General features: G+C 37.5%; 20 protein-coding genes and 1 pseudogene. 4 read left to right on the top strand and 17 right to left on the bottom strand.

Annotated features, from left to right (window positions below):
• The first annotated feature begins 222 nt into the window (after positions 1-222).
• The 3 genes from IGI49_RS11890 (at position 223) to IGI49_RS11900 (ending at position 2212) form a co-directional block, all read left to right on the top strand.
• Positions 223-1119 (top strand): hypothetical protein, encoded by an 897-nt coding sequence (locus tag IGI49_RS11890; protein ID WP_429964639.1) that lies wholly within the window; start codon positions 223-225, stop codon positions 1117-1119.
• Between the two features lie 41 nt (positions 1120-1160).
• Positions 1161-1328, top strand: a complete 168-nt coding sequence (locus tag IGI49_RS11895; RefSeq protein WP_429964640.1) for a DUF6290 family protein — start codon at positions 1161-1163, stop codon at positions 1326-1328.
• 365 nt (positions 1329-1693) lie between these two features.
• Positions 1694-2212: an SMI1/KNR4 family protein gene (locus tag IGI49_RS11900; RefSeq protein WP_429964641.1), complete on the top strand. Its 519-nt coding sequence runs from the start codon at positions 1694-1696 to the stop codon at positions 2210-2212.
• A gap of 152 nt (positions 2213-2364) precedes the next feature.
• Here IGI49_RS11900 and IGI49_RS11905 read toward each other — a convergent pair whose 3' ends face one another.
• From IGI49_RS11905 to IGI49_RS11980, 16 genes and pseudogenes are all read right to left on the bottom strand, one after another.
• Entirely contained in the window at positions 2365-3225 is an 861-nt protein-coding gene (locus tag IGI49_RS11905; RefSeq protein WP_429964642.1) for a VOC family protein, read from the bottom strand.
• A gap of 219 nt (positions 3226-3444) precedes the next feature.
• A pseudogene (locus tag IGI49_RS11910) lies at positions 3445-3764 on the bottom strand (ATP-binding cassette domain-containing protein); the annotation flags it as partial.
• A gap of 415 nt (positions 3765-4179) precedes the next feature.
• Positions 4180-5208, bottom strand: a complete 1029-nt coding sequence (locus IGI49_RS11915; protein ID WP_429964643.1) for an oxidoreductase — start codon at positions 5206-5208, stop codon at positions 4180-4182.
• A gap of 8 nt (positions 5209-5216) precedes the next feature.
• Complete coding sequence (locus IGI49_RS11920; RefSeq protein ID WP_429964644.1) at positions 5217-7061, bottom strand: BglG family transcription antiterminator; 1845 nt, start codon at positions 7059-7061, stop codon at positions 5217-5219.
• Between the two features lie 36 nt (positions 7062-7097).
• Positions 7098-8195 carry a PTS fructose transporter subunit IIC gene (locus tag IGI49_RS11925; protein ID WP_429964645.1) on the bottom strand — a complete coding sequence of 366 codons (1098 nt, stop codon included), beginning with the start codon at positions 8193-8195 and terminating at the stop codon, positions 7098-7100.
• Positions 8195-8515 carry a PTS fructose transporter subunit IIB gene (locus tag IGI49_RS11930; RefSeq protein ID WP_429964646.1) on the bottom strand — a complete coding sequence of 107 codons (321 nt, stop codon included), beginning with the start codon at positions 8513-8515 and terminating at the stop codon, positions 8195-8197. The genes IGI49_RS11925 and IGI49_RS11930 overlap by 1 nt, the downstream gene beginning before the upstream one ends.
• A gap of 11 nt (positions 8516-8526) precedes the next feature.
• Entirely contained in the window at positions 8527-8967 is a 441-nt protein-coding gene (locus tag IGI49_RS11935; RefSeq protein ID WP_429964647.1) for a PTS sugar transporter subunit IIA, read from the bottom strand.
• 700 nt (positions 8968-9667) lie between these two features.
• Complete coding sequence (locus tag IGI49_RS11940) at positions 9668-10312, bottom strand: class II aldolase/adducin family protein (protein WP_429964648.1); 645 nt, start codon at positions 10310-10312, stop codon at positions 9668-9670.
• On the bottom strand, positions 10312-10815 hold the full coding sequence (locus IGI49_RS11945) for a hypothetical protein (RefSeq protein ID WP_429964649.1): 504 nt from the start codon (positions 10813-10815) through the stop codon (positions 10312-10314). The genes IGI49_RS11940 and IGI49_RS11945 overlap by 1 nt, the downstream gene beginning before the upstream one ends.
• 30 nt (positions 10816-10845) lie before the next feature.
• Positions 10846-12219: a PTS galactitol transporter subunit IIC gene (locus IGI49_RS11950; protein WP_429964650.1), complete on the bottom strand. Its 1374-nt coding sequence runs from the start codon at positions 12217-12219 to the stop codon at positions 10846-10848.
• Between the two features lie 38 nt (positions 12220-12257).
• Positions 12258-12542, bottom strand: a complete 285-nt coding sequence (locus IGI49_RS11955; RefSeq protein WP_429964651.1) for a PTS sugar transporter subunit IIB — start codon at positions 12540-12542, stop codon at positions 12258-12260.
• 13 nt (positions 12543-12555) lie between these two features.
• The gene (locus IGI49_RS11960) at positions 12556-13029 is read right to left on the bottom strand and encodes a PTS sugar transporter subunit IIA (protein WP_429964652.1); all 474 of its coding nucleotides are present in this window, start codon (positions 13027-13029) and stop codon (positions 12556-12558) included.
• The gene (locus tag IGI49_RS11965; RefSeq protein WP_429964653.1) at positions 13030-14973 is read right to left on the bottom strand and encodes a BglG family transcription antiterminator; all 1944 of its coding nucleotides are present in this window, start codon (positions 14971-14973) and stop codon (positions 13030-13032) included.
• 697 nt (positions 14974-15670) lie between these two features.
• A complete protein-coding gene (locus IGI49_RS11970; protein ID WP_429964654.1) occupies positions 15671-17083 on the bottom strand; it encodes an MFS transporter in 1413 nt (470 codons plus the stop codon).
• A gap of 84 nt (positions 17084-17167) precedes the next feature.
• Positions 17168-18547: an MFS transporter gene (locus tag IGI49_RS11975; protein WP_429964655.1), complete on the bottom strand. Its 1380-nt coding sequence runs from the start codon at positions 18545-18547 to the stop codon at positions 17168-17170.
• 165 nt (positions 18548-18712) lie between these two features.
• The gene (locus tag IGI49_RS11980) at positions 18713-19975 is read right to left on the bottom strand and encodes a glycoside hydrolase family 27 protein (RefSeq protein WP_429964656.1); all 1263 of its coding nucleotides are present in this window, start codon (positions 19973-19975) and stop codon (positions 18713-18715) included.
• A 451-nt stretch (positions 19976-20426) separates the two neighbouring features.
• Between IGI49_RS11980 and IGI49_RS11985 the strand changes: the two genes are divergently transcribed.
• A complete protein-coding gene (locus IGI49_RS11985; protein ID WP_429964657.1) occupies positions 20427-21296 on the top strand; it encodes an AraC family transcriptional regulator in 870 nt (289 codons plus the stop codon).
• Between the two features lie 222 nt (positions 21297-21518).
• On the opposite strand, the gene IGI49_RS11990 is transcribed toward IGI49_RS11985, so the two are convergent.
• The gene (locus IGI49_RS11990; RefSeq protein ID WP_429964658.1) at positions 21519-23372 is read right to left on the bottom strand and encodes an ABC transporter ATP-binding protein; all 1854 of its coding nucleotides are present in this window, start codon (positions 23370-23372) and stop codon (positions 21519-21521) included.
• Positions 23373-23377: the final 5 nt, after the last annotated feature.

The following is a 23377-nucleotide window of genomic DNA, read 5'->3' on the forward strand; positions in this document are numbered from 1 at the left end:
GTCAACCTGATTCTTATTCACATGCTTATAAATGGTTCTATTTTTTATTAAATAATCAGTTGAAAAAAAAGAAAAATTAGCAGTATAGTATGGAATAACCCAGATTTGCATTACCCTAATCATTTACTACCCCTAATATGGGATCTATTCAATGCAACCTTGGTGAGATATAATCATATTATTAAATAAACTTACATGTTAATCATAAGTAGGAGGACTAAAATGAGAAGGAAAATTTTTGCTGCAACTCTATTAGCAACCATATTTTTACTGGGTGCTTGTCAACAATCCCATACAAATACAACAGCGACCTCTACTAAACAAACTAGCAGTATTGGAAAAAAATCTATTAGTAGTTCAACAACTGATAGTAGAATTATCAATAGTAGTTCGGAAAAACAGAGCAACGATACCGCTGATTCGTTTGATAATGCATCCGATACTATAAGTAACGCACGAAAACTGCTAGTGGGGCAAAGATTCTCTATGGCGCCAGTCCTATATGATGGTGAAGATGCCACTAAAGCAATGGAAGAGAATAAGGCTCCTCAAAACTTAATACATGATGGAGTAGCTGGATTTTACTTTATTGATGATTCTACTGTCCATGTAGAGCTAGCAGGTACTTATAGACCAGATCACGATACCTCATACACATTGACCGATGATACGCTAGCTATTGGAGAACGAAATATTCCTTACACTTTAACTGATGGGCTTATTTCATTTGATTCTTGGACAACTGATGATAATGGACACACTATTACTTGGTCTCTCAGCCCAGAAGAGAACCCCACAGAAAACACTTCTAGCACAACTGTCGATACAAAGAATTTAACTTCTGATCAATTAAAAGAGTGGGTTAGTGCTGTGCTAGATAAACAATTCAGCTCGGGAAGAACCTCATTTCCCTACAAATTATCTGTAGAAAATCATGACGGTTATGCCTATGTTCGAGTAGAACACAGCGAGCAACAGATCGATACGCTTGATATGTTTCGGATAAATAGTTCGGGACAATTAGAGCAACAGGATCTTTCTAATGGCTATCCAGCTACCTACAAAGTTGTATCCTCAAAATTCATGGACACTTCAGCAGTTAGTGCCAATAAACCTTGAAATTGCGTAAAAAGCTTTAGACATAGAGGAGTTGAACAATTATGACTACTACAATCCGCATACCTGAAGAAGATTATAAAAAAGTGAAATCTCTGGCTACATTTGAAGGAGTCAGTGTTTCCGAATTTATGCGTAACGCAATTTTGGAACAGGTTGCAGAGGCTCTTGATTACGAAGCTGGTATCAATGTTCTAACTGAAAAAAAATGAGCGTGTTGCTCGGGAAGACGTATTGAAAGAGGTATTTATCGAAGGAGGATTCGGAAAAGGAGCGCCTTTCGGCTAAGCCAATTGTTTTCTCCTCCCACGACTGAAGTTAGGGGTATCCGAAAACAAAAATGTGACGAAAGTGTTAAAGTTAATTTTCCCTTCTTCCATATCATCTAAATAATTGCAAAAAAACCGAACAAACTATCATCTTATCCATCATGGTAAGAATCAGTTGTTCGGCTTACTCAAGCGGGAGTGATTTTTTATAATGACACAAAGTTGTTATTAAATTGATGTTTGCGGATAAGATGCTGAATTCATTGTCTTACTAGCAATAAAAATAATTAATTAAGGAGGCTTCACCTATGGACGTTTGGGAAAATTTCGACTTTCAATCCTTTTGGGAAGAATCAACTTATGCAAAAGAACATTATGAAGGAGCTGACTTCACTGTATCTGATAGACAAATTATTGAGGAGCAGTTAGGTTATAAATTGTCAGATTCCTATGTTTCTTTCATGGAAAAACATAATGGGGGAATCCCAACTAGGACAGAATTTGAAACAAAGACACCGACAAGCTGGTCCGAGACAGGAATTGCGATTAATGGTTTTCTGAATATTGGATTGGCTGGGGAAAATGCCTTGCTGGGAGAATTTGGCAGTCGATTTTGGATTGAGGAATGGGGTTATCCAGATATTGGTATTGCTATCTGTGACTGTCCTTCTGCTGGTCATGACATGGTTTTCTTAGATTATAAAAAATATGGCACTCAGGAAGAGCCTGCGGTCGTTCATATTGATCAAGAATTTGATTATACGATTACTTTTCTAGCCAAGGATTTTGAAAACTTTGTATTCGGTCTGAAGGAAGAAGAATATTAGCTCACCAAAAATTACCAGCGGAATGTTGAGCGGACATTCCGCTGGTAATTTCATTTTCTAGCCTGACATCGAAAAAAGCAGCTGCAATGAATCTGCAACCACTTCTTCTTTTAGCACTCTTCTCATAGCTATCCGTCAGCTTTCTGCCTGTTCTAGCTTTCAAACTTCATGGTAATGCCATTGGGATCGACGACTGTTAAATTGCCGTTTTCGTCTTTAGTATAATCGATCTGATTCTTCCAGTGATTCTCCAGACGATCCAACTCTGCTTGGTCTGGTACTACGAAGCTGAAATAATCCAATCCCAGATCCTTCTCTGTCATGGCTGGAATATCTTTTCCTAACCAGACATTAGACCCGATATGGTGATGATAATCCCCTGCCGCAAAGAATTTCGCTTGATCGCCAAAATTATTTTTCAAGGACAATCCCAGAACTTCAGTAAAATAGTTTTCTGTCTCTATCAGATCTGCTACTTTCAAATGAACATGACCAATCGTCGTTCCGGCTGGAAAACCATCTCGGCTACCATCCTTGGCAGCAATGACCCCTTCAGCATCCATCTCAAGTGTCACACCTACGATCTCACCGTCGTCACGAATATCCCATTGGCTTTGCGGTTTATCATGATAGACTTCGATGCCATTGCCTTCAGGATCATTTAAATAAAGGGATTCGCTGTAGCCATGATCGCTGGCACCGATTAAAGGCGCTTTGATCGTTAAATAGTGCAGCAGCGCATTCCCTAAATCCTTTCGAGTTGGTAATAAAAAGGCCACATGATACAACCCTGTTTTAGGCGTCACAGGCAACGGTTCCTGCACCTCATATAATTCTAGTAATGTCGTATTGTCAACACCCAAGGTACTTTTGACTGGGGTTTGTTCTAAGATTTGCAGTCCAATCACTTCTTGATAAAAACGAGTCATCTGTTTTAAATTAGCTACCTTCAAAGCCACACTACCAATACGTGCAGTGGCACTTAGTTGAAAGGCTGGAATAATAACTGTCATGGTGAAAACCTCCTGTATGGAATAACGCCCTCGAATGTTCGTTACTCGTTTCTTAAGTTCACCATAGCATCTTACTATTAGTAAGTAAAATTTCGTACTCAGATTTGTACTAGTCTTATTTCAAACATTCCGATAAAAACAAGTCTAAGCCTAAACAATTAAAAAAAGTCAGTGAAACGAACGAGTTGCGCCATTTCACTGACTTCTATCGACTATTTTCTACCCTGCCAATTCATCAAACTGTGAATTGTACAACGCAGCGTAATAACCATCTTTGGCTAGTAGTTCTTCGTGTGTTCCTTGATATCGCCGCCTTGCATGTAAAGAATCTTATCTGCATCTTTAATCGTAGATAGACAGTGCGCGATAACGAAGGATGTCCGACCAGCCATTAAGTTGTTCATGGTTTGTTGGATTAACAGCTCGGTTCTGGTATCGACAGAAGAGGTTGCTTCATCCAAGATCAGGATTGGTTTGTCTGCTAAGATAGCACGAGCGATCGTCAGCAGTTGTTTTTGTCCTTGAGAGATGTTGGATGATTATTCCTCGCCAAGAATTCTAAAACACGCTCAACAGCAGCCGCCATGGATTGCAGCATGTTGGATACTTGTGCCAGCTGTGCAATTGGTTGATTCCGGTTACAGACGTATAAGAAAACACTTTGGTGTTATAGGGTGGGGAGTTTCTACAGTTCTATTGCATGTGTAAGTTCTGTATCCGAGTACGTTTTACTAAATGAAGCAAGCTAGTCTGACGAAAAAGCAGACTAGCCTATTTTTGCTCATTAATCATTCTCTCTCAAGCAACGTTGGCAATTCGAGCATGGCAACTCGAGGTTCCTTTTAAGTTTTTTGATGCCCTAAGCTCATCATGTAAAAAGCAGAAGGAAAATCGATAATGATTTCTCTTCTGCTCTTATTTTATCTTGCTAATCACTCTCAAAATCTGTTTCTTTTATAACTCAACCAAACGAGGCGTAGCTGCTTCTATTCCTGCTGAAAGGATACGCATATTTGTCAGTGCTTCTTCATCACTGACTAGCTTCTCCTGACCATTTTTGATTGATTCATACATTGCATCGTAAACCTTACCATAATCACCAATTGGCGTTGACTTTTCTTGAATTTCTATCTCTTCTCCGTGAGCGATAGACAAGATGATCTGATTTTTATCCTCACCAAATCCTTCTTGATCAGGCATAATAGTCTCTTTTAGGTACGTCTCCTGCATATCCATTCCATATTTAACAAAGCTTCCCAGTTTTCCATTCATTCTCAATGAAGGATACTCAGCAGCAATCAGTTGATTCACTTTTAGAATAATTTTCCGATCTGGATAAAAAAGTTGCATCTCAAAGGTATCGTCTGGGTTCTCTTTTTTGCGAAGTGTGCGAATGTCATAAAATACTTTGTCAGGAATACCGAATAAAGAGATTCCTTTATCTAACAGATGAATGCCCAACCCATAAAATTCACCGTCATAAACAGTTCCTTCTGGGCGTTCGTCTTCTGGACGATAGCGATCAAAATGAAATTCAACTTCAAATATATCACCCAGTACACCCGATTCGATCACCTCTCTAGCAGCAATCATTTCACTATCATACCGTCGATTCTGATAAGGCATCGCAATCAACTTATGTTCTTTGGCATAAGTAAAAATTTCTTCTGCTTCTGCTACCGTTGCACAAAAAGGTTTCTCGACTAACACATGCTTGCCTGATTTTAATACTTTCATCGCTAGTTCATAGTGAGTGGTGGGTGGGGTACAAATAGTAATCATTTCAACATCTGTACTTGTCAATAACTCCTCCAATGTTTCGCAAAACCTAGTCCTTTCTAATCCTAATGGTTCGATCAGTTCTTTATTCACTATAGGCGAATAAATTTTTTTGACTCTGATTTTATCCTTGCGTGTTAACAAATAGGGAATGTGGTACCTAGTGGCACTTTTTCCAAATCCAATATAGCCAATGTTTAACATAATTGCATCTATCCTTCATTTAAAATTTGTAGTAGCTCCTCAAAAGAGTCCATTTGATCTATGCGTTTTCTAAACTCTTCTTTTTGAAATTTTTTAACCAAGTAAGGAAAGATTTTTTTGCTTTCTCTTTCTTGAACATTTATACCTCCAAAAAGAATATAAGAAACGTTTTCTGTTGACCACAGAATTGGTTGCTCTAATTTTACAAAGAAAAAAAAGGTTTTTTCTTTCGTTACATAATGCGGGATTGCCACTCCTGGAAGAATGTCTGTCGCTGCATAATTCTCTCTTTCAATAATCTGATCTCTTTCGTTTTCTTTCAACAGATTTTTTTCGATCAAGATATCACTGATAAAACCAAGGACGTCTCCACGATTTTTCAGCTTGGCATGACTGAAAAACAGTTCTTCATGAAAAAGTGATTTTAAATAGCTGGTACTCATGGATGAACGCAAGAAGTTATTGATTGTTTTAAAATCTTGGTCGGTCAGAACTGCATTTACATAAATAACTTCCTTCGGCAAAACAGCGTCCAGATGGTGAGTAGAAATAATAAAATCAATATCCTCGTAATTCTGTTGTTCTGCAAGATACCTTGGAATTACTTTTTTTATTTTCAAGTTATAAAATCTTGCTTCCAACTGCATTCTTACAAGAGAAGACGTCCCCACACCATTTTCACAAACAACGATCGCTCGATAAACTTCTTCTTCCTTCATCTCCTCAAGATATGTTTGAAAATGGAGAGCAAAGTAACTAATTTCTTCATCGGAAAAAGTGATCTTCAAAAGCTTAGACAATTCATTCGAAAAAAATGTAGCATATTCATATGCCAAAAAATATTTTTTCTTGATCATATCTTTTAAAGGATTTTGAAGAAATATACCAAAAGTAAGATGTTGTATACTGATCATCACATGTTTCCATAGATTGTTTGTAATCCGACTATTATCCAAAAAAACTTCATTGTATTGCTTATCCAATTTTTCTAAAGCATAAAAAAATGACATGCGTATTTCGCGTTCTTTTTCTTCTGTAAACATGATATTTCCAAATAAGACAGACAAATAAAATAAATCTGATTGGTTCGGATGCAGTTTAAATTTTTCTTGGATTTTACGATCCAGATTCATTACGACAATATAGTTTTTATAGATCAGAACATCCTCTTCTTGATATTGTTCTTCACTAACGAAAGGGATTCTAATCAAAGCAATTAGAATATTTCTAAAAATCAAGTGTATTTGTTCTTGAGAGAATGAGATATCAGCGGCAATCAATTCATCAATTAATAACTGATAGATTTGCCCTGTGAAATCTTTCTCCTGGAAATAGTCGTCAATTAACTGCTGACATTCTGGATCTTCCAATCTTAAGAAAATCAAGATCGCTCTACGGATATTTGACTCACTACCTGCTAATACCAGCCCTCTGTTTGAACGAGTTATTTCAATTTTATATTCAGAAAGCTCTTGTCTCAATAATTCTATTTTTTTAACTATGGTATTTTTGGAATAAAAGAAGTGATCTGCCATATTATCGATCGTTGCTTCTCCTTTTAAAACTAAATACATGAATAGATTCGCTTCTTCTTCGATTCGATCTTGTGTTTCATCTGTATTTACTAAACGTTCTGATAATTTTATCCGATCAGCCTGTCCAATATTTAATTGATAACCATTTTTATCTGATTGAATATTAAATGAAACATCCAGAAGAGAATCGGGAATTTCTTTCATATATCGTTTGATAGTTCGTTGACTGACTCCTACGCTTTCGGCTAACCGAGCACTGGATACTGGTTGATTGCTTTGCAGGAGAAGGTCTATTATTCTATTCAATGTTTGATTCATCCTTACCCTCTTTTCCCAGAATTCAGTCCATCTTGGTTAAACCACTGCTTCTTTTTCTTTCTCTTTCCTTCTTGCTAGTTGGCTGCCTCTAATCAAAGCACCTGCACAAACTATCATAGATCCCACCGTTACTGCAACTACCCAACCTAATGGATTCGTTGCTAACGGCCAACCCCAAATGGCCGCAGGCACACCTGTTACAGCTTTCGTTCCAAAAAGGGCTGCCAATGCGCCGCCAGTAGCAGATGCGATAACATTTAAGGGCATCATAAACAACGGATCTTTGATTGCAAATGGAATAGCTCCTTCTGATATTCCCATAAAACCCAATATGAAACAAGCAATTCCATCGGTTTTCATTTGATCATTGTAGACTGCTTTCTTCAAAATTAGTTTATCTAATAATGTAGCCAGGCCAATTCCAATGGCTGGAATAACTGCGCCAATCATTGCTGGTACCCAAGCATTAGCTCCTGTATCAGTATTCAGTTGCATGGACAGCGCCAGTGCAGTCTTATTTACTGGTCCGCCTAAATCAAATGCCATTGAACCTGCAATCACTGAAGCCAGTGCCACTTCTCCAGTTTCCCCAACTGCGTTAATAAATTTTGTGATCAAGTCCACCAGAATCAATCCAATTGGACCAATGACAAAATAGCTGCATATAATGACAAAAATAGTAGAGAAAACGGGAATGATAAACATCGTTTTCACTGGTCTGAAGGTACGACTAAATTTTAAATGGTCATTTAAAAACTGAACTACTATACCAGCAAACAAACCAACAGCCACTGCTCCCAAAAATCCAGATCCCATAACATTTGCTAGATAGCCTCCGATGAACCCTGGAGCTAAACCTGGTTTATCCGAAATACTATAAGAAACAAATGCCGAAAATACTGGGAACATTAAACCCATCATACCCGCACCTGCTACTTGAGTTAACCAACCAACCAATTTTCGGACACTGTCATTACCATCTAACAACGTCGCATCCCAAGCATCAAAACCGGCTAGCTGACCAAACATAATTCCGATTCCCATGATAATTCCAGCAGGAACGATGATAGGAATCATGTATGAAATTCCTGTCATTAAATGCTGTTGCAAATCCTGTAATTTTTGCTTATTCATTATTCATTCTCCTTTGCGATATTGTCTGAGATGATCCTCTCACTTTCATTAATAGCTTCTTTTAATGTCACGCGAACGATTTTTTCTTCATATTCTTCAAAACGCTCAATCTGACTGACTTTCACTGCAGTTGCAAAAATGATCATATCTGCCTCTGAAATATCTGCTGGTTTTAGCTTATCTTCGATTCCGCCAGCTCCTTGAGTTTCTACTTTTACACTCATTTTTAATTTTTTTGCTGCTTCCTCGATTGCATCAGCAGCCATATAAGTATGAGCAACTCCCATTGGACAAGCACAAACTGCTACGATTTTTTTCATAATCTCCACTCCTAATCTAAAATACTAGTGATTTTTTCAAAAACTTCTTCGGAAGTTTTTGCTTCTTTAATCTGATTCAAAAAAGTATCTTTTAGCAAATTTCTAGAAAGTTTCGCCAAGATGGACAAATGATCGGAACTATCATTATTAGTTATAATAGCAAATGCTAGTTTAATATTCTCTTCGTCATCCCAAGCTATTTCTTCCTTCAAACGATATAAAAATACTTTTGAATTTTTGACGATGTTTGATTTACAGTGAGGAATTGCAATTCCCTTTCCCACTGAAGTAGACAGTGTATTTTCTCGATCATTTAGTTCCTTAAAAATCTCTGATGCTTGATCAGTAATTTGAAGTTCAACTGCAGTGTCTGCAATATCTTGTAGTAAACTTTGCTTATCGGCAAAAATACTGTCTAAAAATATTGTTCTCTTATCAATAATCCCACTCATATATATCCTCCTCGTGTTGTTAAGCACATTGTATAACGCTTACAAATACATCGCATTACATACTTTGTCACCACAAAGTGACAAAGTACTATTCATTAGCTCTATGAAATTACTCTCAAACTTCTTATCGAACGTTTGACCGAGTCCTTTATATATGTAAAGATACTTGGCTAATCTTTGTTTCAGCAACATTTCTAATTGGCAGACGTTTGATAATTCAATTTACGATTATGCCCTCTGTTTATGGAGGAGTTTTTTGAAATCTAAACAAAAAATATAATATCTGGACAATTAAAAGTGTGGATTATTGCTGTGCTAGATAAATCATTCAGCTTCAGCAGAACCTCATTTTCCTACAACTTATCTGTAGAAAATCAGAACGCCTATCCAGCGAACTCATCAAATTGTGAATTGTAAAGTGTAGTGTAATAACCGCATTTGGTTGGTAGTTCTTCGTGTATTCTTTTAGTTTATTTTTGGGAAGGGAAATGTTTTAATTAAAAAATCGTTAACGAGTATCAGATAAAAAATGGATCACTACTTTAATGTATTAGGAAATGACCAAACATCAGCAACCTCTTTATGTGCTTAAATCCCCCGCAACAAATCCGTCCTCTCTTCCTCTACAAACACAAAAATACCCATCTGCCAAAAAACGGCAGATAGGCTTTAATCATTTATCTCAAGCTAACACTACTTACTATTTAACTTGACCATACTCTTTAAATACTTCAACAGCAGTCTGAATCTGTTCTTCGTTCAGTTTAGCGATATCGCCTCCGTAAGAGTGCGCTACATATAATGTCTTAGCAGCTTCTTCTAGATATACGGCAGCGTATAAGGCTTCTTTCAGGTTTTTACCCACAGTTACGACCCCGTGATTCTTCAGCACTACGGCCAATTGATCTCCGATATGGTCAACCACTGCATAACCCATATCAATATTGGCTGCTGAACTATAAGGAGCCACATTTACTGGACCTTTTGCTGTATTCGCAAGTGTTGTAACGTCGCAATCGATCTGATCCACCACCAAACCAATTCCCGTAGCATAGGGTTGATGGGTGTGAATGACGGCGTCAACTGTAGGCATCTGTTGGAAAATGTAGCGAATAGCGACCGTATCAACACTCGGACGGTGTTCTCCTTCAATTACCTTGCCATCCATAGTCATTACTAAGACATCTTCGGGAACCATCTCTTCGTACATCATTCCGCTAGGCGTAACTAGTAACGTCTCTGGGTTCACTCGTACACTTACGTTTCCTCCCGATAAGGAGATCAAGCCGTAGCGATCCAATTTTATTCCTGCAGCGATCATTTCTGCTTTTTCTTTTTCTAACATCATCTAGCCTCTTTTTTTTTGGCAAGAGCAATATACTCCGTATTTACTCTTCTAGCACGAGCTTTCAATGACTCTGGATGTTTTTCATACTCCATATCCAGTAATAATCGAAACAGCTCTTGACCCTCACTATAATTTTTCGTATTCAACCAATAACGTCCTTTTAGCACTCCGCCGCCATCCATTCGCAGAAACATTTTTCCTGCCGTTGGGAACTCACGAATTTTAAAGCTTTTCAACAGGGTTAAATCGTAGGCATCTACTCGGTTAAATGAACGCAAAGTTAGCATTTCTCCATCAACGTTTATCTCTCTTGGCGTAACTTTTGCCACAAGTGCGTTCCAAAAGCTGTAAAAAGCAACGATTCCAATTAGGAACATTAGCTCTGGTATGTGATTGGTGATGATTGAGCCAACTGCGATGAGAAAAACAATTAATGAGACTACTCCTGTAACAGGGACATCGATAAAGTACAATGTTTTATCATACTCGAATCGTTTCATATGTTCTTTCCCCTTTTCCATACAAAAGAATTATGCAGCTTCTCCTCCATCGTGGAACTGCGAAGCTTCTTTTTTGATTCGGTTACGGTTCCAGATAGCCATTGCCAAAGCAACAAAGGCCCCAACTCCCGTACCAATATAGCCGAGACCATTTAAGCGGACCAACGCCCAAGTCAATGGATTCGCACCGTCACAAATAGATGAAATTTGCGATGCGCCTTCTGGCATTTGGAAATTCACGTTGTTCGCAGCAGTCGTAATCATTGGCGCTAAGTCTGTAGCGATCCACAACCCGAAAATCAAGACAATCAAACCGACGATTAATCCTCTAAATCCGTTTTCCTTTACGATAGGTGTGATTAATACGAACATCCATGGTATAACAGCTAAATCAGCAAATGGCATGACCGTATTTCCTGGCAAGACAACTGCTAAGAAAATCAACAAGGGGACTAAAATAAATGAGATTGCTAATGTTACCGGATGTCCTACACCAACTGCAGAATCTAAGCCAATATAAATTTTTCCGCGGTTTTGGAATCGATTTTGGATGAATTCGCTGGCAGCGTCACTAATCGGCATCAAACCCTCCATCAACAAAGCAGCCATTTTAGGGATCAAAACCAGAACGGCTCCTAATGAAACTCCTAATGTCAATACTTGTGTCACATCGTACCCTGCAATGATCCCGATAATTATTCCTAAAAAGGTACCTACTAAGATTGGTTCACCAAATACACCGAATCTTCTTTGCACTGTATCCATGTTGATATTGATATTTCTTACGCCTGGAATCATATCGATCAATTTATTAATCACCATCGCGATCGGAGCATAGGCGGTGGTAAATCCGTGAGGCAGTGAAACCCCCGGCAGATCTAGCGATTTTTCCACCTCTGAAGCGGTAACATCTCCCAAAACCATAATGATGACCATGTTGACAACTGCCGCAAAAATTCCCAACCACAAAGTATCAGTGATAATGGCTACCAAAGCACCAGTAAAAGCAAAATGCCAGTAATCCCAAATATCTACATCCACTGTTTGCGTTGTATTTGTCAGCAGCATCACAATATTTACCAACAAGCCTAATGGAATGATGATCAATCCTACCGTTGAGCCCATTGCAATCGCCGCAGAGGCCGGCCATCCCACATCAATCGTCGATAAACTTAATCCATAACGATCCACCATCGCCTGCACCGCTGGCGAAAGACTGGTTCCTAATAACGAGTTGATGACCAAGTTCAAACCAATGAAGCCTACCCCTACCGTCAAACCTGCGCGAAGACTCTGACCCACACCTGTTCTGAAGGCACAACCAATGATAAAGATCACAATTGGCATTACAACGGATACACCCAAGCCCTGAATAAATTGAAACACATTGATAATAGCATCCATGACTATTCCCCTTTTCTACTCGTATTCTTAACTACTGATTACATTTCCATCAATTCAATAATTCTGTCAATCGTTGGTTTCGTATTGACCCCCGTTAAAAAGCACACACCCGAAACAGATTCACAGTCCAAGCCTTTAGGTATCACGGTTGTAGAAATCAAAAAATCATAATTTACTGCTTTATTTGGTGCCTCTGAAATTTTGCATTGGGTAATTTTATACTTTCCTTTATACCCATTTTCATCCAAAATTTTTGAAATTTTTCCGTTTACTGCTGTTGATGTTGCAATACCTGAACCACAAGCTAATAGAATGTTTTTCATCTTTTCCACGTCCTCATTTTAAATTCTGCTTCATTTTTTTGACGGCTTCCGTTGCCGTTTTGGCTTGAACAATTGCTAAGACTTTTTCATCTTTTTGAAACATCTCGATCAATGCCTGTAAAAATTCCAGTTGTTTCTTAGGCTCTTTGATCGCCAGCATAAAAATGATTTTTACTGGAACTAAGACTTCTGGTGAGCCCATCATTTCAAACATCACTGGATTCTTCAGAATACCAATGGCCATCGACTGCTTAAAAACATACTCCGAATCAGTATGAGGAATCGCAACCCCGACATTTTCTAAGGGCAAGCCCGTCGAAAATTCTTTTTCCCGGTCCTGAATTGCTCGACTAAACTCTCCATTCACACACTGATTTTTTTCAAGACGATTGGCTAATGCCGCCAATGAAGAAAAATTGTCTACTTCGTTTATTTCTAAATCTACTAAATGTTCATCTAAGTACATTTCATCCCAAAAGTCAGCCACCTAGATTGCACTCCCTTCACCCATCACTAATTCTAAAAGAGTCTGCTTATCCGTTACTTGAATCAGCTTTTCAACATTTTCCTCCTTCTCGATAAATTCAAGCAAACCGGTGATTTTACTCTTCGCCGTATCAATGTCCGTATCTGAAATAGCGAAAAACAGAATCACATTAACATTGTTGATTCCCCAATTTATTTTCTTATCTAGCGTCATGATTCCAATCGATGTTTGATTGACTTCACTAGGATCTGCATGGGGAATGGCAACGCTGACAGAAAAACTGGTATCTCCTAATTTTTCTCGAACCCAAACGGATTCACCAAAATTTTCTTTTGCAATTCCCAGCTCTTGATATTTTTCAATCATAAAGTTCAAACACTTTTCCTTATTCTCCACATGCTGTTGAAGGAAAATAAGCTCTGGATTGATCCATTGGTGCTGAACGTGAGAATTTTCTTTTGCGGTTGCGTTGTAACGTTTATAGTAAGTATGAACGATTCGACTGATCTCTTCGTCCTTGATCATTGGAGAGATGTATACGATGTTCCTTGCTTTTAAGGTATTATCCGTAGTAACGACAACATCATGAAAATTCAATGTCACCTGCTCAAATTCTTTCGTAGTTAGTTGAATCACTTTGTCGGTATGAGGAATGATTCGACGAATTTTCGTGTAAATCAAATCACTTGTGATCAATCCTCGCGAAAGAATCACATAGATATTGCGAAAACTCACTCCATACTTTCGTTCCAAGGAAACTTGAAAATAAATTACTAAAAAAGAAATCTCATCACCTGTAATTTCAATCGAAAAGCGCTGAGCTAGACTACTCGTGGCATAACACATCATGGAATATAATAGTAGGTACCGATTTTTTATTTCCTCCATAAAAGGATTTTTGATCAATATGTTGCGACGCAAACGATAAATCATCGGAACAATATGACTCATCAATGAATCATGTAATTCTTGGTCGCCAGAAAAATCGATATTTAATAAATTGCCCAAGTCAGACGTCAATTCTTCTACCACTTCCTGGTAGCAGCTGTTATAACTTTTCGTTGATTTATGGTACGGCTTGACGTTCATGGCATACAACGTTTCAGACAAATGATAAATATCAGGATACCAAAGCTCAATTGAACGCTTCGCTGAAATGAAGGAACAAATTTCATAGGATTGAGTATAAAGTGCCAAATCCTCCAGTTCATTCTTCTTCTTCTCTTCAATCGTCATGTGGCAGCCCTTTTCTGCGCGAGTAAGCAAACATAAAAGTGTAAGAAAAATTGCTGAAAAATATTTATTTGAAATGTCGCTGTAAAAGATATCCGAAAATTTTTCTAACGTATCTTTGACTAACTGAATCAAGGTCTTCGAGAAATAATTGCTTAATTGAACGATCAACTCATCGTTGTTTACCAGCAAGGTATCGGGGAATTTCGTCATCAAAAAATTCTGGTAAGACTGTTGGATATTGGCTTCGGGCCCTTTAAGGAACGCTTTTCCTTTGTTTTGGCAAATTTTTACCTCAAAGTGGCGCAGATAATGTTGTAAATAATCCAAATCTTTTTTTAGTGTCGAATCAGAGATAAAGAAATGCCTTTCCATCACTTCGAGAAATTGACCTGTCGGACGCATAAATAATTGCCGCAGAATCGCTTCTCTCCTGCCTAAAACATCATAAACATCTCCCTCGTTTTCTAAAGAAATGTCCCAGATATGGCTGATATTTCCATCAATCCCAACTAACTTGATTCCATGCCGAGGGACTTTGACGATCTCGATCTCTTTTTTGGCTAATTCCTTATTCAAAAAATTGACATCATTCAAAATTGTCCGAGTTGAAACTTCCAGCTTATCACTAAAATAATCGGTTGCTCTATATTCGCTTTCTGAAAGCAATAAGGAGAGTAATTGATTTCGTCGTCGCATACTTTTTTCCATTTTTTCACCTCCTCGACTTAACGTAATAATTTTCCTTAAGAGAAAAAAATCGTTTGATTCGAATGTTAAACTGACATTCTCACTATCTCTTATATTTATCATAGTAGATTTCCATCTTTGATAAAAGACCGCCTTTTTTCATCATTAATCATGAAAGTGTTAAGGCAGTTTATAAAGTTTGGTAATAGGGCTGACTGCTCGAGTTTTTCTATTTGGTTATGTAGTTTTGAATAGCTGCTCGATTTCTTATCAAAGCAAAAAATCGAAGAGTGTAATTTCTCTTCGATTTAGGCTGTCGACAAACAAGGAACATGGAGTGTTCGACATTCTTTTTTACTTATTTTCTAAGGAAACGAGTCGATTGATTATCTTCTGATAATTTTTACTTTTCGTACATTCATTAGCAGTTGTCACAAGCAATATGTGTCGAGTAAGCAAATTATTCGTTTAGTATTAGCAGCTACATTTAAAAAGATCCTCATTATTTTTTGCCTGTATGACAATACGCTATCTCTTTTTGGACTTGTTATACTTTGCATTATTCACTTCACTATTAGTTCGCAAAAAGAATATTAAAAAATAATAATCATAGATCCCTTACAAATCCCTGGTTCAGACAAAAAAAAGCCAATCATTATCAATAAAATGATTGGCCTGCATATTAAAAATCTGAAATGAAAAATATAACCACATAACTTTAAACCGATAATTTCTCACTTTCTCGTTTTTCCAAATCCAACATTACCTTGTCATACTCTTTGTCTAAATTGTATTTCAGCATACAAATAGCTACTGCTACCCATGCAATAATAGTTCCATAAATATACAGATTTTGTACCATAGATATTGCAGAAGGGACTTCTCTGACAGAACCAGTAAAACCAGAGACTTCTAATAGTTGGCCGATAGCCCAACCAGTAATTCCTCCTCCAAACTTTTGTCCTACTGTGAAAGTTGAAAAGATCAATGCATGTACACGAATCCCCGTTTTCCAATGACCGTAATTAATCACATCAGCAATCATAGTAAATGTTAACCCATTTATTGGGGCTTCGCCAAGTCCTCTTAACACTGCAGAAAAAAGAATTAAATTCAAATTCTTAGGGCTGAATATAATTAGTACTTGTGCTGCTACACATAAGATTGCTCCCCAAAGAACTAAGTTTCGTTTACCAAACCGTTTAATTAACGGAGCCATAAACATGATTCCCAAAATCCATGGAATTTTTTCGAATGTTTGCATCAAGCCCATCAATTCAGCATTTCCCAAAATATATTGAGCATAGTATGTAGATACTGTCCCATTAACGTTTTGATAGATTGATAAACAAATGACAGTCATAAACATGATGATGAAATACTTATTTTGTCCGGCTGCTTTTAGCCTTTGTGTAAATGGAAGTGCCTCGGCCTCGGCCGCTGCGGTTGTATGAAATCTTTCTTTGGTACCAAGAAAAGTCCAAATCAACATACCAAATGCAACAACACCGTAGACAGCTGTCACAGTAATCCAAGCTTTTTGATCACCACCCAGCCTATTGATAAATGGAAGAGTTAATGCTGTCACAATCATGTTACTGATTGGTGACATTGACATTCTAAATAAATTGAGTTTGGCCAAATCATCATCATCATTTGTCATCAGTGGCGCCATCGCTGAATACGGTAAATTCAATCCAGTATATACAATTGTTGTGCATAAATTGTAAGAAATAAAAATATAGATCGTTTGGACTGTTAATGTCGCATTAGCCGGTACCACAAAAAGTGCAACAGCTGTTAGCGCGTAAGGAACAGACATCCATAGAATCCAAGCCCTAGCTTTTCCATGTTTCGAATTAATTTTGTCCATTAATTGTGCGATCGCTAAATCTGAAATACCATCGAATATTCTCGACACCAGTAAGATCGTTCCTACCACCCCAGCAGGAACACCGATAACATTCGTATAAAAATAGACTAACAACCCTGAAGTCAGCGCATAGACTACATTACAAGCAACGTCCCCCATACCATAAGCGATTTTTTCTGAAAGAGATGTCTTAAAGCCCTTACGCTGCCTTTTGTCTTCCTTATATTCTTGGTCGTCTTCAACAGTTACTGATTTCATTAGTGCCCTCCTTTTGAAGCGCTTTCTTTCAACTGATAATTTTTTGCAAACAATTTATACTTTGTCTGCAAAAATTATTTCCAACTAAGAATTTGTAGCTACACTATTCCTTACGTTTAAATCCTCAATGATTTTAGGGTACATTTTATCCAACTTATAAAACTTAAGTAAGATAACATTTAGAATCCCTACGATAAATGGCATTGCAATAAACAATATCTTGATTGCAGAAACTGCAGAGCCTGGCTGTTCTTGACCGAAACTAAGTGTTCCATCATACTTACTAAAATCAAGTACTCCTCCGATGAATGCCGTTACCAAACCAGCAGCAATTGTCCCAACAAAACCTTGCATACTAAAAGTTAAACCTTCAACACGTACATGCGTTTTCCATTCACCATATTCAACCGCATCGCTAACCATTGCAGATGAAACAGCCAATAAGAAACAATACCCTACACCACGTAACCCTGAAGTAATAATTAATGCTAGATGGTTTTCTGTAAACGGCAATAATACAACATAACTAGCACAGATGATAATCCAACCAAACATTGTAGTATACCCCTTACCAAATTTCTTCACAATTAAATGAACAAAAAAGAATGTGATAATGGCTGGAACTATATAAGCTGTGTTCAAAATTCCAATCATATTGCTGTTATGTAAAACAGCTTTACAATAGTACGTGTTTACAGTGCTGATTGCTTGAAAAAAGATATTGATACTGATAGAGATTACCATTAGCATCACCCAATAATTGTTCTTCAGTACCGATTTCATTCCTTTAGCAATATTGATTTTTTCTTCCTTGACTACTTCGTTTTCATGGATACGCTCTTTAGTCCCTAAGAAACAAAGAATGAATAATATACCCGCCGCAGCGCCAAAAATACCATAAACAATACTCCAAGCTGTTTTTTCACCAGCAAAAGAGCTAAAAACTTTTACTAACGGTAACGTAAATGCTGTAACCAGCAAACTAGCGATTTGAGCAAATAATTGTCTAAAAATATTCAACAGTGTTCTTTGGTACTGATCTTTCGTCATCATTGTTGCCATTGATCCATAAGGAATATTAATTAGCGAGTAAACACTCATCATGGCATTGTAAGCAATGAATATATAAATGATTTGATACAGTTTCGCAACATCTGGAACAGAGAAAATCGCAAAAGTAACAATTGCAAATGGTACTGCAAACCATAATAACCATGGTCTTGCTTTACCATATTTTGATTTTGTATTATCAATTAGCCAACCTGTTGTCAGTGCTACAATCGCATTAATCACTCGAGAGATTAAAAAGATAGTACCAATGGTTGCTGCACTGATGTTTACAACATCAGTATAGTAGAACATCATGAAAGCACCCATTGAAGCCCAAATGATATTACTCGCCGCATCCCCACACCCATAAGCCATTTTTTCCTTAATACTTAGGCTTTTACCTATTGTATCCATTATATTCAAAACCTTTCTTCGTCTATTGATAAACACAAAATGAATAATGTCTTTTTATTGATATCAGTAGCCAGCATATTATTCAGGAAGGTTAGTTAATCTGAAAAAACTAACCTTCCAACGTAAATTAGTATGTGTATACGACTAGCTTTTTTTTAGACCTAATTACAGTTTAAAGATTGCACAGCCGTGACTCTCAAGTTTGTTATCAAACATTTCTTTCGTATCTCCTGACCATAATTCAATTGCTTGATCCATCGAAATATATTCGTTCATCAAGTCCAAAGGGATAGCCTGATCGGTGTTTGAAACATTGAAAATAGCTATATAGTTGTTTTGATCATTTTCTCCAGACCAAACGATCCATTCTTCATTTCTAAATTCTTGCTTCTGCTTGTTGAGTGTTGTGTGCATAGCATTAATTTCTTCATTTGTTAAAAGTCCCAATGTCCATTCATCCAAGTCTGCCAATTCTCCACCAAACATCAATGGCGATTGGAATATTGACCATAATGTAATCATGGTTTTTTGCTCTGGCTTCGTGAAATTTGTCATTCGATCTGGCATTCCTCGTTCTCCAGACCGAATACCAATGTGTCCTAAAGGCAGCATGTCACAATCCGGCCAATTTCCTGGTTTGATGAACGGTGACCAATAATTACAGCGATCAAACATATCATATAATAATTCCCAATCATCCCAGAAATCGTCTGTTAGTCGCCACATATTTGCATTTTCTTGTAAGAAACTCCCGTCTTGCAAACGTGCTGGTCCTGGCGATAAGGATAAAACAATTTCTCTTCCAGTTTTATCAATGGCTTTTCTGATAGCGGTAATTTCGGCAAGGTGTGCTTCACGATAGATAGTAGAGTAAGCAATATCATCCACTTTGATAAAGTCAACTCCCCATTCCGCATACATTTCTAGTAGTGAATCATAATAAAGCTGTCCTTCAGGCATACTTACATCTACACCATACATATCCGAGTTCCAAGGACAAATGCTATTAACTGCGATTTGATCGGCTGTTTTATCTGACCCTTTAATATTCATCCGTTTATGGACAGCTTCACGAGGTATCCCTCTCAAAATATGAATTCCAAATTTCAATCCTAAACTATGGATATAATCACCTAAAGATTTGAATCCGTTTCCATCTTTAACACTAGGGAAACGATTTTCAGCAGGCATTACTCGGCTAAATTCGTCAATGTTTAATGGCGCAAACACATGATATGCAGCAGAATCAGCACCTGGTTCATACCATTGAATATCTACTACTACATAATCCCATCCATGTTGTTTTAATTTAGTCGCCATTACAACTGCATTGCGGCGTACTTCCTCTTCAGTAACTGATGCGCCATATACATCCCAACTATTCCATCCCTTTGGTGGCGTTTTTGCAAAATTCCTCAAATTTCTCATCCTTTCGAAAATATAATCTATATATCGTTGATTTTGTAATCAATTGATATCGTTTAACTATTCTAAAACCTTTGTCTTTCTAAAAAATATAGTCATGAATTGAAACATAGAGTATCAGTCTCATTCAGCAAACCTTTTCATTTTTTAAGGAAAATCTTATTTGTTGGCTATAAGATACTGTTCACAAGATCTGGTTTTCAACTCTATCACAGACTAACACTTTTGTTTTCTCCCTCCATCACGATAATACCATTAAAATAACATGCATATAAAACATCGATCAAAATATTTTTTTTGTAAGCGCAGCAAAACCATTATTTGCAAGACTATTTCAAATCATGTATTGCTAATGACTATATAATATAATAGACTTGTCTCATATCGTTAGCTATATTTGTTGGCTACTCTATAACTTTTGTTGGTTAAATTTTACACTTGGGAGGTTTGTTAAATGGAAATAGAAAATTTAAATCTCTATCGTGACTCTGCTTGGAATGATCTAAAAATAAGGTTCTGTGGCCATTCAGAGTGTCTAGCACTTCATTCATACGGTCCTGGTTCAAGACCCTATTATCTTTTACATTTTGTTCTTTCTGGAAAGGGAAAGTTAATTGTAAATAGGACAGAATATTTGATTGAAGCTGGTCAGCTTTTTCTTGTTGAACCGGATCAAATGATTTTTTATCAAGCGGATGAAGTTGATCCTTGGACCTATTCGTGGGTAGGATTTCATGGAGGCTTGGCTAGTCACTTCATGAGTAGATTGGGATTAAGCTACCCGACACTCACTAGAGAAATAGACAACAAAAAATTTGAAGAAATCAAAAATTTACTTGAAAGCATTATTGAAGTCAATATAGGCACTACCATTAATGACTTATATATAAATGGGTTGTTTTTAATTCTCTTGTCAAAAATTGGTAATGAGGAGTATACGAAGGAAGAAGTATTCAACTCTGATAATTTTTCTGCAGAGAATTATGTTCGGAAAGCTATTGCTATCGTTGAAGATTTTTATGGAACAGAGCTAACTGTAAACGATATTGCAAACAGATTAAACATTAATCGATCCTATCTTTCTAGCATTTTTGTAAAGCACGTCGGAACACCTTTAAAAAAATATCTTGTTGAATTTAGAATCTCTCAAAGCGAGGAATTTCTTTTTACAACAAATTGGTCTGTCGATTATATTAGTAAAGTTTGCGGTTTTAGCAGTCCTTCTTATTTCTCAAAGATTTTCAAAAAGTACCATGATCAATCACCTACTGCGTATAGGGCTCAAAGGCATCATAGAAGAAGCCATGCTGTTTTAGTCCAATAGAGTGATCGACCACCTGTAAGAATAGTTTGATTGATTCTCGCAGATGGTTAATCATTTCCATTTATTTTGAAGACTTTCAAAAAAGGCTATATGAGATTCCTTATCCAAAAAATTGTTCACAGAAATGTTTCTAAGAATTTTAAGACAATCCTTCACACTACAAAAAAACTACCAGCAAAATGTCTCATCAACATTTCACTGGTAGTTTTATTATCTAACTTCCTACCCTGCCAACTCATCAAACTGTGAATTGTACAACGCAGCGTAATAACCATCTTTGGCTAATAGTTCTTCGTGTGTTCCTTGTTCCTTGATATCGCCGTCTTGCATGTAAAGGATCTTATCTGCATCCTTAATCGTAGATAGACGGTGAGCGATAACGAAGGAAGTCCGGCCGGTCATTAGGTTGTTCATGGCGTTTTGGATTAATACTTCGGTTCTAGTATCGACTGAAGAGGTTGCTTCATCCAAGATCAGGATTGGTTTATCTGCTAAGATAGCACGTGCAATCGTCAGCAATTGTTTTTGTCCTTGAGAAATATTGGATGATTCTTCGTTCAATTCCATGTTGTAGCCGCCAGGCAAGGTTTCGATGAAGTGGTTTACGTGAGCGGCTTTGGCTGCTGCGTATACTTCTTCGTCCGTCGCATCAAGTCTTCCGTAGCGCAGGTTGTCCATGATAGTTCCTTTGAATAACCAAGTATCTTGAAGAACCATCCCGATATTTTCGCGTAGATCTGCACGGTTGAAGTCTCTAATGTCGTGCCCGTCGATTTTGATTGCTCCTGAATTAACATCGTAGAAGCGCATCAGCAGTTTAACCATTGTGGTTTTACCAGCACCGGTTGGTCCAACGATTGCAACGGTTTGTCCTGGATCGACGTGACTGCTGAAATCGTTAATAATAATTTTATCTGGTGTATAACCAAATTTAACGTGATCAAAGTCAACCATGCCTTTAACCTTGCCGATTTTGACTGGGTTTTCGACGGTTTGAGCTTCTTCTTCTTCACCTAAGAATTCAAAAACACGTTCAGCTGCTGCTGCCATGGATTGCAGCATGTTTGATACTTGTGCCAGCTGAGCAATTGGTTGTGTTAGGTTACGTACATATTGGATAAAGGCTTGGATATCACCAACTGTGATAGTTCCATTGTAGGCTAAAATCCCACCGATAATCGCTACGGCTACATACCCTAGGTTACCAACAAAGTTCATGATTGGCTGCATCAATCCAGAAAGAAATTGAGATTTCCAAGCGGATTTAAACAATACTTCATTTTGCTTTTTGAATTCGGCTAGGGCATTTTCTTCTTCATTGAAGAGATGCACAATGTTGTAGCCGCCGACTGTTTCTTCGACTTGTCCATTAATAATCCCCAAGTATTTTTGTTGGGTTTTGAAATGCTTTTGTGAGAACTTAATGACTACTGTAATCAAAAGCAAGGAAATCGGTACGATTAGAATAGAAATCCCGGTCATCTGTACGGAGATCGATAACATCATGACAATGACTCCGACAATGGTGAAGACGGATGTAATCAACTGAGTAACTGATTGGTTCAAGGATTGTCCTAAGGTATCCACATCATTCGTGATACGTGATAAGACTTCACCGGTTGTCCGGCTTTCAAAGTAGTTCATTGGCATGCGGTTGATTTTTTCTGAAATTTCTTTCCGCATACGGTACGTAATTTTTTGTGTAATGGTGGACATAATCCAACCTTGCATGATTCCGAAAACGGAAGCAACTAAGTAAAGTCCCAGCATGAAGAGTAAAATGTGTCCGATCTTATCAAAATTGATACTTCCGGTGCCTTGATATTTTTTAATCAAGCCATTGAATAATTCGGTAATTGCTTTTGATAGGATTTTTGGTCCCCAAATATTGAAAATAGTCGATGCCGCCGCAAAAATCATGACGAAGAAGACGGGGATCTTATAACTTGCTATATAGGAAACTAATTTTTTGATGGTGCCTTTGAAATCCTTGGCTTTTTCGCCAGGAGCGATTCCTCGGCCGCCGCCCATTGGCCCGCGTCCGCCTTGCGGGCGTTGCTGTTTATTTTCTGCCATTTCCT

This window comes from Enterococcus sp. AZ071 (genome assembly GCF_050499065.1).
In the GTDB taxonomy this organism is placed as follows: Bacteria; Bacillota; Bacilli; order Lactobacillales; family Enterococcaceae; genus Enterococcus_A; species Enterococcus_A ferrettii.